Origin of the sequence: Paraburkholderia sp. J8-2, from assembly GCF_905220195.1 — a bacterium.
In the GTDB taxonomy this organism is placed as follows: domain Bacteria; phylum Pseudomonadota; class Gammaproteobacteria; order Burkholderiales; family Burkholderiaceae; genus Paraburkholderia.
In genome coordinates this window covers 67,656-80,482 of sequence record NZ_CAJMZA010000033.1, presented here as the reverse complement: position 1 = coordinate 80,482, position 12,827 = coordinate 67,656, and the positions used below count along the sequence as shown (strand labels likewise).

General features: G+C 61.3%; 10 protein-coding genes and 1 pseudogene. 5 read left to right on the top strand and 6 right to left on the bottom strand.

All coding sequences use genetic code 11. The annotated features are described in order from the left end of the window. The 5 genes and pseudogenes from U5A52_RS36780 to U5A52_RS36760 all read right to left on the bottom strand — a co-directional run. Positions 1-216: pseudogene (locus U5A52_RS36780) on the bottom strand (threonine ammonia-lyase, biosynthetic); the annotation flags it as partial. Positions 217-734: 518 nt separating this feature from the next. Continuing rightward, positions 735-1,772, bottom strand: coding sequence for a ParB/RepB/Spo0J family partition protein (locus tag U5A52_RS36775; RefSeq protein WP_321938984.1), 1,038 nt, complete (start codon positions 1,770-1,772; stop codon positions 735-737). Next, complete coding sequence (gene parA / locus U5A52_RS36770; RefSeq protein WP_158763032.1) at positions 1,762-2,451, bottom strand: ParA family partition ATPase; 690 nt, start codon at positions 2,449-2,451, stop codon at positions 1,762-1,764. Before parA ends, U5A52_RS36775 begins: the two co-directional genes overlap by 11 nt. A gap of 938 nt (positions 2,452-3,389) precedes the next feature. Further along, positions 3,390-4,763, bottom strand: coding sequence for a replication initiation protein (locus U5A52_RS36765; protein ID WP_321938982.1), 1,374 nt, complete (start codon positions 4,761-4,763; stop codon positions 3,390-3,392). A gap of 1,508 nt (positions 4,764-6,271) precedes the next feature. Then, a complete protein-coding gene (locus U5A52_RS36760) occupies positions 6,272-6,586 on the bottom strand; it encodes a DUF4148 domain-containing protein (RefSeq protein WP_321938980.1) in 315 nt (104 codons plus the stop codon). Positions 6,587-6,997: 411 nt separating this feature from the next. Between U5A52_RS36760 and U5A52_RS36755 the strand changes: the two genes are divergently transcribed. The 5 genes from U5A52_RS36755 (at position 6,998) to U5A52_RS36735 (ending at position 12,218) form a co-directional block, all read left to right on the top strand. Beyond that, entirely contained in the window at positions 6,998-8,479 is a 1,482-nt protein-coding gene (locus U5A52_RS36755; RefSeq protein WP_321938978.1) for a HAMP domain-containing sensor histidine kinase, read from the top strand. Between the two features lie 3 nt (positions 8,480-8,482). Further along, positions 8,483-9,181 (top strand): response regulator transcription factor, encoded by a 699-nt coding sequence (locus tag U5A52_RS36750; RefSeq protein ID WP_321938976.1) that lies wholly within the window; start codon positions 8,483-8,485, stop codon positions 9,179-9,181. Between the two features lie 151 nt (positions 9,182-9,332). Beyond that, positions 9,333-10,007 carry a response regulator transcription factor gene (locus U5A52_RS36745; RefSeq protein WP_028208339.1) on the top strand — a complete coding sequence of 225 codons (675 nt, stop codon included), beginning with the start codon at positions 9,333-9,335 and terminating at the stop codon, positions 10,005-10,007. A gap of 6 nt (positions 10,008-10,013) precedes the next feature. Then, positions 10,014-11,438, top strand: coding sequence for a HAMP domain-containing sensor histidine kinase (locus U5A52_RS36740; RefSeq protein ID WP_321938975.1), 1,425 nt, complete (start codon positions 10,014-10,016; stop codon positions 11,436-11,438). 33 nt (positions 11,439-11,471) lie between these two features. Next, positions 11,472-12,218 (top strand): response regulator transcription factor, encoded by a 747-nt coding sequence (locus U5A52_RS36735; protein WP_321916554.1) that lies wholly within the window; start codon positions 11,472-11,474, stop codon positions 12,216-12,218. Positions 12,219-12,344: 126 nt separating this feature from the next. Here U5A52_RS36735 and U5A52_RS36730 read toward each other — a convergent pair whose 3' ends face one another. After that, positions 12,345-12,629: a DUF4148 domain-containing protein gene (locus U5A52_RS36730; protein WP_321916552.1), complete on the bottom strand. Its 285-nt coding sequence runs from the start codon at positions 12,627-12,629 to the stop codon at positions 12,345-12,347. Positions 12,630-12,827 lie beyond the last annotated feature (198 nt).

Below are 12,827 nucleotides of genomic sequence, written 5' to 3'. Positions count from 1 at the left end.
CGAGAACACTGGCTGGTTGTCCTCGCGCTTGAGGAACACGGCGTTGCGCAGGCGGGCCGAGAGGTTCGGGGCGCGCTCGAGTTCGGTCTCGCGGGCGGCGTCGTACACACGCGCCGTGAGAATCTTCCGGAGGTAGTCGTTTTCGTCGCAGCGGGACTGGGCGGAATCAGTGGCTTCAGCGACTTTGGTGGCGGGACGGCTTTGATACACCTGCATGACGGCTCCTGTACTCACTTTCGTTTTGGCCAGGAGGCGGAAACAAAAAACCCGCCTCTTGGGGCGGGTTGTTGTCACTACTGCCAGACGTACGCTAACCCACCATTCGTTGAATGGTGCGAATAATCAGCGCAATCGTGAAAAGGCGGCAGTTCATGTCTGTAAGAATGACCTGGGGGAACGGGTGTTGTCAATTCCTCACAATTGGATCTTTCGCAACGCACTACAAATTACGTTTCATTTGATACGTTTTTTGCCTGGAGTGAGTATCTTCACGGTGAGCTGCGTAAAAATCTCGTTCTAACCCGACTCCAGCTAGCATGTTTCGTGAAACATTCTAGAAAATGTAATCTAATGTATTGATTATAAACGGTTATGTTTGATCTTATATTTTTTCGCCTCTGTTTCACGGATTCGACCCCGCTCAAGTGGCGTGCATCGATTGCACAACCGAACCAACGAAAAAGGGCGCCTGACGACGCCCTTCCCTGCCACCGTTAGCCAAATACTGGCGATGCTCAGGTCGCCTCAGATGCGTCCATTTCCGAGGCCCACTGCTCGATGACGACCTTCATGCGCTCGGCCAGGCGCTGCTGATCGGCGGGCGCAATGCCCTTGAGGTTCAACTCCGCGCGCCCGTCGCCAAACAGCTTCAGCTCGCCCAACGCGACGCCATCCGGACGATTGAACTGAACGCGTGACTGGTAATGCGTACGACGCGGTCCCACGCTGCGCGCGCCCGCTTCCGCCGAGGCCGCCGCTTCGAGCTTGCGCACGCTTGCCTTGCCTTCGATCACCTGCGCAAGCCAATGCTCGGCGACCGTCGCGCCCGCCCGGTCGAAGATCAGCTTGATGTTGTACGCATGTCCGAGCCCGACATCCTTGCGATTCTGCGCCATCCGTTGCAGCAGATAAGGCGGCAGCGACGTGAGCGCGATCACCTTGCTGATATGCTTCGGGTCTTCGCCAACGGCCACGCCCAACTCGACCTGGTCGACGTAGACACGATCGTCGAGCAGTTTCTTCCACGCGAGCGCATCGTCGAATACCGTCTGCTCCTCGCGCTCCTTGTTGGCGTGATAAGCGCGCAGGTACAAGTTCTGGTTGTCGAGACCCTCGCGGACATCGGCATCGATGAACTTGTCGCCGCGCGAGCGCGCAGCGCGAATACGGCGCTCGCCGTCGACGATCACATATTGGCCGGGAAACGCCGCGAGTTTCGTGACCAGGATAGGCGTGATCTGTCCTTGTGTCGCGAAGCTCTCAGCCAGTTCGTCGATCGTCTCGGCGCTGTAGAACGCGCGCGGGTTGTACGGATTGGAAACGACATCTTCGACCGAAATTCTCCGAACCGCATGCAGCGAAAGCGGCGCCTCGGCGATTTCAGCAGACTGCGCGGCCGGCGTGTCGGCGGTATCAAGTGCGGCGTTCGGCGCGCCGGCATCGCGTTGCGCGATATTGACAACGTCGGCTTCAGCGAGACGTTCGCCAGCCGAAACACGCTCGGCAGCCATGCCCGCGCGCACCTTGCTGGTGAAATTCAGCTTAGCGGCCATTGACGACCTCCTCTTCTTCTTCCTGAACCAGCGCAATGATCTCGTTGTAGACGGCGCTAATCTCGTCCTTCGCGACTTTCGCCCCGCGCACGCCGCGCACATCGAAGACGGTGCGGCCAAGCGCTGCTGCCTGGCGATAGAGTTCTCGCTGCTTGATGGTTGCCGAGAACACGCGGACATTGCTTTCCGCGAGAATCGCGCTCATCTGCGTGTGCAGCAACGTTTTCGAATTAGATTTATTCAGCAAAATTGCGAATTTTCCAGCCGGATTGGCAACGCGCGTACGCTCGACCAACTCCATCATCCCTTCGCTACTCCAGATATCGATCGGCGATGCGTCCGTCGGAATGACGGTAGCGTCCGCTACGGCCAAAACGCGCGCAGTCGTCAGATCGTTGATATTGGGCGGACAGTCGACGATGACGACGTCGTAGTCGTTCGCTAGCGCAGCGATTTCCGGCCCGATCATCTTTTCCAGCTTATGAATGCTGCCAACGCGGAACGGCAGAGGCGTCTCGGGACCTGCCGCGGCACACCAACTCATGCAAGATTGCTGACCATCGGCATCGGCTACATAGACCTTATAGCCTTCCGCCTGAAATGCGCCAGCCAGATTCATGCTGGTGGTGGTTTTCCCAACTCCACCTTTTTGGTTCGCTACGGCTATCACGAGACCCATTCGTTTCTCCATCCAATTGTTCAACAGCGGACAAGCCTCCCAGGCACATTCTCCACGTGGAGACTCCGGCAGATCATTCGGGAGTCTAACGGCAACTTAAAGTAAATTCTAGGATTTCCGTCGCAGACGTTGCCAGTTCACAACCAATTGGCCGAACGGATAAGGAATGAACACCATGCGATGCATTGCCGGTTGGTCAGATTGGGGCTGGTGATGTGTTAGCGACGGCAGCGATCAATCTCCACGTGGAGATCGGAGATCGACGAAGCGCAGCGTCTTCGCATAATCGTGCAATGAACGAGTGCCGGTGGATCGAAGACTGAAGTTGCACAAGAGTACGGGAGAAATCTCCGGTCAAGTGAATCGAGGATCGGCGCACAAATCTCCACGTGGAGATTCATCAGTGTGACCTGCGACTAAGCCAGTCAGTGCTGTGAGCGTGAACCGTGCAACCGGACAACAATTCGGCCGCCACATGAAATCATCGAATCTCCACGTGGAGATTCTCCAATGGGCATTCCGGGCAAAGTACTTGTGCGTGGACAGGCGACACCCCGCGCAGATTGCGTCAGCAACCGGGTACGCCCATTACACGCATGTAGCTCGACCTCCAGGTTCTTGTTCGTTCGAAACAGCAACTCTCCACGTGGAGATCAAGGAGAACAGCACGGCCTCATCGTGCGGTACCAGTCATCAAAGGCGACGCACGACGAAGTGCGAACATCATTCGGAGGCACGCTCGCAGCCGATATTCTAGGGCGCCACGAATAGAACGAGAGTTTGTCTAATACAGAGCTGATTTGAAATATATATTTGACTACGATTTTTAGATCGCTATATTTAGCCAAATTAACTTATGTACGACCTACATCGGCTCGCCGTGGGTCAGTGCAAAAAAAAACGGCGGCCGAAGCCGCCGCCTGTTTCGATCACTACCTTCACTCGTCCCGTACTTTCAACGCAAGATCAATCTCCGCAGCCTGCTGGCCTTCGCCCGCCGCGGGCGCCTGTTGTCCGCTCAACAGGAATTCGAGCAGGTCGGCAGCAGTCGGTTGCCCCCAGGTGTCCAGCACCACCCAACGGAAGAAGTTCGTCGACGCCATCTTGCTTGGCACCTTGGCCGTCGACACCTTGAGCTTGTCCATGCCGACCGTATCGTTATAGCGCTTGATCAGCGCAGTCTGGTCGTCGTACTCAAGCTCATTGAAGTAGGCGCGCGCCTCGTTGATCTTCGCCGCGATATAGCGGTCCTTCACCTGATCCTGGCTTTCGCGTGCGCGGCTCGCGTCGGAGGCGGGCGCAGCGGCATTCGCACCTGGCAACTCGTAACCTTCCGTCAGCGCCTTGCGGAAATACGCCGCGACATTCGCGAGCGGCGCTGCGTTTTTCTGCGCGACGCGCGCCGCGGTATACGCCACTGCCGTGCGAATCTTCGCTTCGCCGTACTGCTTGAGCAGGCGCCGAGCCTCGGAAACCGGAATACTGAACTTCGACATCTCGCCAATCAGCAGCGTCTCGTTTGCTCGCAGCTCCTGGGACGGATCGGTCTCCGGCTTGCGGGTCACACGGAACTGCAGGGCGACAACCGAGCGTCCCACCTTGTGCTCGATGAGCTCGAACATGTGATCCGAAATCTCGTTCACTTCCTTGATACACGGCACCAGCACACGGCTCTTGAATTGCTTGTAGAGCTTGTACGATTGCGCCGAAGTATCTTGCCCAAGGATCAGATCGCGCAGCGTCGCGAGCGGGAAGCGCGCGGTCACACCCACGGCCTCGTACCGCACGACGTTTTCCCAAAGCGCAAGCGAATGCGCCTTCCTGAACTGACGCGTGATGCGCATATCGATCATCGCGTAGATCTCGGGATTGAGCAGTTCGCCGCGAATCTGCTCGGAGAAGGTGTAACGCAATACCGATCGCTCGAGCTCAGCGCCAGCAAGCAAACCGGACGCCTTCCAGATACTGCGCTTGTCCTGCGTAAGGTAGTCCCAGTTGACGACCGTGCTGATCAGCGAGTTGATCGTCTCCTTGACGTACTCGGTGTTGTTGCTGTTCAGATCGACGTCCTGGGAGAGGGCGGAGATCGTGATCTCGAACGACGAGCGGCCGCGGTCGAGGGAATCCTGGCGAATGGCGTTCTTGATCAGCGAACTGAACATCTTGCGCTGCTGCAGGCTGATCGACCCGGACTTGGGGGCGATATGAATCGCCGGGACGGCCTTGCGGAACAGATCAGGCGGCTGGCCTTGCTGGAATACGAGTGCACCTTGTTTGTCGGCGTCGCCGGCTTCGGCCTTTTTTCTTGCCATATGACCCACGTTGAAAGGGAACCTGGTCGGTTGGTAACTGTATACCAACCGATCAGGTGACTCAAGGCCGCAAGCGCAATCGTGACGCGGTACGACACCCAAGGGCGTAGAGCATTGACAGCTGCAGATTTCCCGTCTCGAAGGCCACCTGGAATCTCTCCGAAGCGCTCGGCCCCGCTCCCTCGCACGCCCCCATAGCCGGTGACCTTTGCATCGCCGAGTCCTGGAAACTATCCCATATCCAGTGACCTTTAGGCAGGATGTGAGTACTCACTCTGCTAATTTGGTCTCCACAGGTACCCATCCATGGGATTTTTCGCGTTGCTATCGGCGTGGTTCCCTGGAACGCATCGGCCAAGCATCCGCAGGTTCACGGCGCCCATAAATGGTGACCCGACGCCGCTCCCACAAATGGCTACCCATGCGAACGAAAAATACGCCCTTGGAGGTTCACAAATCCCCGCGACCTCCCATAACAGGTAACCATTAGCAGGTCCCATAGCCTGTTACCTTGCTCCAACCAGCTTCTTTGCGTGCGAGGATTCACGCGGGGGGCGCAAATTTGGACCCAAGGACGCCGTTACTCCTCTCCCGAAAAGCCACCATAACAGGTTACCCAAGCAGCTTCCCAAAGCCGGTTACCTGTATTCAGGTGCGAGGCCCTGTAAAACGTCCTCCCGCAAGGCAAGGCGTCCCATTGCCGGATACCTTCCCTGACTCCCATAAACAGTGACCTGAAGGGAAAACCGCTTCTTTTCCCATAGCGGGCAACCTTCCCCCCATATCCACAACCCGTAAACCCCATCGTCGGCTACCGAAGTCCCATATCCACAACCCGAAACTCCCATACCCGGGACCTCAAATCCCATAACGTGCCACCAAATCGGCCGCAAAGCCTTGCCTGGTAAGGGTTTGCGGCGCCTAAAGGTTTACTAAAGTTGTTAAAGCGTGATAGGTAAACACTGAAACACGCGTTCGATGAGAAAGACGTCTCCCAAAACCGGGGACCTTAATGCATGTGAGTGGTCACCAACCTCCGTGGCCCCATTCCTGGTTACCTAGCCTGTAGATCAACGCTCTGCAACCACCATAGCGCATTACCTAAGCCCCCTATTCTTCAGATCTAACTTTCAGACTCCGACTTAGGTCACTGATTTATTGGCAAAAATGCGCGTTGGGTCTCCGGCTATGGTGGGCTTCCTTGTTCAAGGTAACAGCCTATGGGACCGACTGAATGACTACGAAACCCAGCGGAGCGAGCGCGAAGCGCCCCACCGGTCCCCGACTTGCCCTCAACCCAGGTCGCCGGAGCGAGCAATCTGGAAAACGCATTTGTGTACCAATGGCTGATCCCATTTCCGGTTACCCGTTTCAGGTCACCAGATATGGGAGCATCCGAAGGTCCACATGGGCCGGCGCCCAACGAGCACCTCACGCTCGAAAAGATCCGGCTAAGGTGCACTGCACAAACCGTATCGGTGACCTACGGCTCGCCGGGCGACCCGATATCAGTCGGAATTCGCGGGAAAGGTCACCACGGCGGCTGTGTGCTGCGGCCGGCAATCGCTGCGATACACATCCGCGAGACGTTGCTCGGCAGCTTCGATATCGGCCGGATAGTTGTCGTCTTCGGCGTGCGGTTGGTAACCCACCGCCTCGAGTTCTCTCAGTTCCCGCATCAGGTCCGCATGCGTGACCTCGTGGGCCGGTTTGACGAACGGGTAGCTGTGGCATTCCCGCTGCGTCAGATGCGGCGCGGCGAGCGCGCTTACGCTCACCGCTCCCACAAATGGCACCCATACGAACTTCAGCCATGCCTTCATGATGAATCCTCCTTTTGATGAACCCGCAACGAAATGAAAAGGCGCGAATGCGCGAAGAAGCGGATTCGAGGATAAGGAGGCGCTGGTGCTGAATCGGGCTCAACCGAATGACAGAAAGTTCATCTGCGCTACGCGTGAGTCACACGGGACCCCGCGTACGCACGAATTGACAAAATGACAGGTACCCGTCACGCAGCAGTAAGAAGATGACGCGCTCTTCATTGCCATGATGCCGTTGCGTCGAGGGCGCGCCACTATGATGGCCGGGCACGAGCGTATCCGTGTTCGTCGGTTCGTCAGTCAGCCATCAGGGGGAGCCATGTCACTCAGCGAGAAAGCAGCGCCCGCACGGCGCGCGGCCGCAAGCATGCCGGCCTTGCACGGTTTGCCAGCGCTTACGCGAGGCGTCCGATGAACCTGCCTGCCTGGGTTGCGCTCGGGCGTGGTCTGTTCGTTCCGGCGTCGTCGCGTGCAACGCCGCACGTGCGGGACATGGGCCGCGACCACTGGCAAACGACCACGTTCCGCTGGTTCACCGCGTACGCCGCGATCTTCTCGCTCGCGTTCATGGCACTGCTTGGCGTCATCGAGTACTCCGTGACGCACGCGATGATGCGGGAGACCGACAGCGGCCTGCGCTGGCAATTGCGGTACTTCGATTCGCGCAGCGACGCGAGTCTCGCCAGCGCGATCGAAGCGCGCCTCACGCGTGCGGACCGGCGCGACAACTTCTACGGCTTGTTCGCACCGGACGGGCACTGGCTTGCCGGCGATATCCGCGTTATGCCAACGGGTCTTGCGTTGGGACACTATGGCCAAACTCACCAGCACACCCGCGGCCAGACACTCGCGCTCGGGGCTGGCTCCGTGCGATCGTCCCTGCGCGCCATGGGCGAGATTCGGCCCGACGGCGCGCGCCTCGTCGTCGCGCGCACGCTCTCCGACGTGCGCCACGTTCATGACGAACTGCTGAAGGCGTTGTTCGGTGGCGGCCTCTTGTGCCTCACCGGCAGCCTGTGTGCCGGACTCGTGCTCAGCATGCGGCAGATCCGGCGCGTCGCGCAGATCAAGCGCGCCACGCGCGGAATCGCGGACGGCGACCTCGCGATGCGGCTGCCGGTAGCCGGCCGCGACGAACTCGACATGCTCGCGCATCTCGTGAACCGCATGCTCGATGAAGTCGAGCGCCTGATGGGCGAGGTGAAAAGCGCATGCGACGGTATCGCCCACGATCTGCGCACACCGCTCACGCGATTGCGCCTGCGCCTCTCGCACGCTGCCGAGGCCATGGAGCAGCGCGGCGAGGCGGTTCTCGCCGGCGTGCTCGTTGGCGCGCGAGGGGAGGCCGATGCCGTGCTCAACCGTTTCTCTGCGCTCCTGCGTATTTCGGAAATTGGCGCGATGGATCGCCGCCGCGGCTTTTCGAGCGTTGCCCTGCTGGATCTCGTGCACGAGCTAGGCGAACTCTATGCGCCGCTTGCCGAGGAAAAAGCCATTGACATGCACGTCTCTCTGGCGCCGGTCGAACCCATTTCCGCCGACCGTGCACTGCTCTTCGAAGCGTTGAGCAACCTGCTCGACAACGCTATCAAATTCACGCCGCGCGGTGGCGCGGTCAAGGTCGAGTTGCGCGCCGGTTCGTGCGGACCGCAGCTCGTCATCGCCGACAACGGGCCCGGCATCGCGCCCGGCGAACGCGCCGCGGTGTCAGGGCGCTTCTATCGCAGCGAGCGGACGCGTCACCTCCCGGGCACCGGCCTCGGACTCGGCATCGTCTCGGCCATCGTGCGGCTGCACGACTTTCGCCTTGCGATTGGCGAGGCGAATCCCGGCGCGATCGTCACGATCGACTGCTGGACGCATCGAGCGCAGCATGGCCAAGCGGGCTCGTGATCGATGAGGCTCCTGCTGTGCTCGTCCTCGGCGACCGAGCGAAGTTACCTGTACAAGGCGCTGAGCGAGAGCTTGAACAGCGTCGAGATTGCAGACAACGTCGAGTACGCCGTTTATCTCGCGTCGCAGGAACCGTTCGATACGGTGTTCCTCTGCGCTGCCGGGCCAGAGGCGCACGACGGCATCGCCTCCGCGCTTGCGGCCCTCACGCACATGCGCGACGCGCCGACGATCGTCGTTGCGCTCGCGCGCGCGACACCCGCGGACTGCGCGCGCCTTCTGCGCGCCGGCGCCGATGCGTGCTTCGTGCAACCCTGGTCCATTCTCGAGATCCAGGAGCGCATGCTCGCGTTGCGTCGCGGCGCGCTCGTTCACGCGAGCGCGCCGCTCGTGCGCCTCGACCCGTCCACACGCGACCTCGTGGAAGGCGCTCGGCGCGTGCCCCTCACCACGCGCGAGTATCTGCTGGTCGAATGCCTGCTGCGCCATGCGGGCGCGCCGGTTGCGCGCGAGCACCTGATTCGCTATGCGTGGCCCGACAAGGCCGACGTCGAGCCCTCGAGCGTGAACCTCGTCGTGTCGCGCCTGCGGCGCAAACTCGCGTCGCACGGCGCGCACGCGAGCGTCGAGACTGTGAACCGTTACGGCTATCAACTCGACTTGCGCGCGCGCCAGCCAATCGTCGGTGTAATCGATATGTAATTGCCGAAGGGCGCGCGAGACCGTATTGCGTTTGCAAACTTAAATTTAATTTCATGAAAGGAATCGCGGCGCGGCGTGGGCGCAACGGTAAACTCGAGGCTCTTGAATAGTCGTGCGGCCGGCACGACGGAGTGCGAGAAAGATGAGTCAGGTGCGCGTTTTGACGGTGGAGGACGATGCCGTCACAGCCAACGAGATCGTCAGCGAGCTGACGCAGCGCGGCTTTGCCGTCGAATGGGTCGACAACGGCCGCGACGGTATGGCGCGCGCAATGAGCGACGAATACGACGCCATTACGCTCGACCGCATGCTGCCGGGCGTGGACGGTCTGTCGATCCTCACGGCCATGCGCACGGTCGGCATTCAGACGCCGGTGCTGATGCTGAGCGCGCTCGGCGACGTGGATGAACGCGTGCGCGGCCTGCGCGCGGGCGGCGACGACTACCTCACCAAACCCTTCGACCCCGAAGAACTCACCGCGCGCCTCGAAGTGCTGCTGCGCCGCCGCCAGGCCGCGAGCGTCGCGCGCGAGACCGCGCTGCGCGTGGGGCCGCTCGAACTCGACCTCATTTCGCGCAAGGTGCGCCGCGACGGCGAAGAAGTCGTGCTGCTCCCCACCGAGTATCGCGTGCTCGAATTCATGATGCGCCACGCAGGCAAGACCATCACACGCACCATGCTGTTCGAAGCCGTGTGGGGCTACCACTTCGATCCGGGCACCAACCTGATCGACGTGCACATGGGCCGCCTGCGCAAGAAAATCGATCCGCCGGGCGTGCCGCCGCTCATTCAGACCGTGCGCGGCTCCGGCTACATTCTCGGATAACCCGCTTTGTCGAGCCGTTCTTCTTCCGCCGCTTCCGCGCAATTGCGCAGGCGCTGGCATACCACGACGTTTCGCTGGCTGTGCGCCTACACGGCGCTGTTCGGCGTTTTTCTCACGCTGCTCGTTGGCTTCATTGCGTGGACGGCTACCACCACCATCGAGCGCGACGCCGACACGATCATGGGCTGGCAGCTCATCTATTTCGACTCGATTCCCGATGCGCAGCTACCCGACGCGATCTATCAGCGGCTCGAACACGAGCACATGCATGTGAATTACTACGGACTCTTTACGAGTGACGGCCGCTACGTCGCGGGCGATCTGCTTGCGCCGCCGCCGCACCTTACCTACACGCGCGAGGGCAGCACGCATGCCCATACACTGAAGCTGCTCAACCGCGACGTATCGCCCGTGGTCCGCGCGATGGGTGAGGTGCGCCCGAGCGGCATGCACCTTGTTGTCGCGCGTGACATGACCAGCGTGCTGCGCATTCGCAAGATCATGGTGCGTTCGCTCGCGGCAGGCGCCGTGCTCGCGTTGCTCGGCGCCGCGGCGGGCGGTCTCGTGTTCGGCATGCGCCAGATCCGGCGCGTGCGCGAAATCCGCCGCGTGACCGAATGCATCGCGCGCGGCGACCTCGACCGGCGCCTGCCGGTGGGCGGCGACGACGAGCTCGACATGCTCGCCCATCTCGTGAATCACATGCTCGACGAAGTGGAGCGGCTGATGGGCGAAGTGAAGGGCGCTTGCGACGGCATCGCGCACGACCTGCGCACGCCGCTCGTGCATCTGCATACCCTGCTCGCGCGCGTGGCCGAGCGCGCCAGCGTGCGCGGCGACGCCGCCGGCGCGGTGCTGCTCGATCAGGCGCGCACCGAAACCGGGCAACTGCTCGAACGCTTCCGGGCCATGCTGCGCATCTCCGAGATCGGCACGCTGCAAAGGCGTGGCGGCTTTGCGACTGTGGACCTGCACGAACTGGTGCAGGAACTCGCCGAACTCTACGAGCCGCTCGCCGAGAGCCGCGAACTCGAATGGCGCATCGCGGCTGAGCCCGTTGCCGAGATTCATGGCGACCGCGCGCTGCTCTTCGAGGCGTTCAACAATCTTATCGACAACGCCATCAAGTTCGCGCCGCAAGGCGGTGCGGTGAGCGTCACGTTGCGTTCCACGCCGCTCGGCCCCTTGCTCGAAGTGGCGGACAACGGCCCTGGCATTGCGCCTGGCGAGCGCGCGGCGGTCCTGCAACGCTTCTATCGCGGCGAGGCCGTGCGTCATGTCGCCGGTTCGGGTCTGGGGCTTTCTATCGTGGCGGCCGTGATGCGTGTTCACGACTTCACGCTACGTATCGACGATGCACAAGAGCTCGGGAAGCCGGGCGGCCCCGGCACGCGCATGAGCGTGGAATGCTGGCCGCGCTCGCTCGCCTGATACCTGCCGACCAGCCGCCAGGCACCCGCAGTCATGCGCATCCTCCTCATCTCCCCGATTCACGCCGAAGGCGCCTGGCTTCAGAAGGCCCTGCAGGAAAGCGCACATAGCCTGCAGCGCGCGGAAGACCTGCGCGACGGATGGTTCGTCGCAGGCGAAGAGCCCTTCGACGCGGTGATCGTCATGGCGCTCGACGGCGCGCTGCTGCCTGCGCTGCACGGCATCCTTCCTGGACTCTCGAAGGTCACAAGCGGAGCGACGATCATCGCCGTGCTCGGCATCGCAGCGAGCGCGAGCGAGCGCTCGAAGGTGCTGCGTGCGGGCGCCGACGCGTGCTTTCGTTACCCGTTCTCGTTCATCGAGATGCACGAGCGCATGCTCGCGCTATTGCGCACCACGGCGGCATGCGGCGGCGCGCAGGGTGGACAGCCCGCGCAGGCCGTGCAGACCGCAAGCGGCGCCCGGAGCGTCCAGAACGCGCCACAACTCGATGCGGGTACGCGCGAGATCGTGGAGGGCGCGCGCCGCGCGGACCTCACGCGCCGCGAGTACCTGCTCGTCGAATGCCTGCTGCGTCAGACGAATATGCCCGTGCCGCGTGACCACATGATCCGCTATGCGTGGCCCGAGAAGGACGACATCGATGCTTCGACCGTCAATCTCGTCGTGTCGCGGCTGCGGCGCAAGCTCGCGCGCCAGGGTATGGACGTGCGTATCGAAACCATCAGCCGCTACGGCTATCAACTGACGTCGCCCTCGTTCGATCGAGACGCGCGCTGAGGTAACCGTTTGTGGGAACCGGTTACCTATCCGCATCCACGCGCGTGCGTTTGTTAACATCAAAAAGCGAGCGGCACGCTGAATGCGTGCCGCTCGCTCATGCTCGAAAAGCCCCGCCAGTCGTGCTCAGTGCGCGTAAAGCGTGGAGTTCAGGTATGCAAGCTGACCGTCCTGTTCGGCCTGAACGAGCTCGTGGTAGACCTCCGCACGCGTCTTTTCGTGCACCGCTTGCCCATAAGGCGCTACCCATCCGCCGGGCGCAACCGTGGGGGCCGTGTCGTTCGATGCGACCTGGGTGGCGGCGGCGGCCTGGCTGGCCTGCGTGCCGGCCGTCGGCGCCGGGGTTTGCGCAAAGGCGGACGTGGTGGCAACGACACCGGTGAGCGCAGCGATGATCATGAGAGCCTTCATGTGACTATTCCTCCAGGAGTGAGATCGGTTAGCCGGTTAGCGAATGCGATAAACCGCATCCCGGTGTGAGTAGAATAGTTAGGTCACCCTATCGAACCCGATGCAGCACCATGAAGAAATGTTTATCAGCCCGAGAGGATTCGGTGAAAGGAAAAACCCCGCGCGAGGGCGGGGTTCTAGTGGTGGTAATCAAAGCGG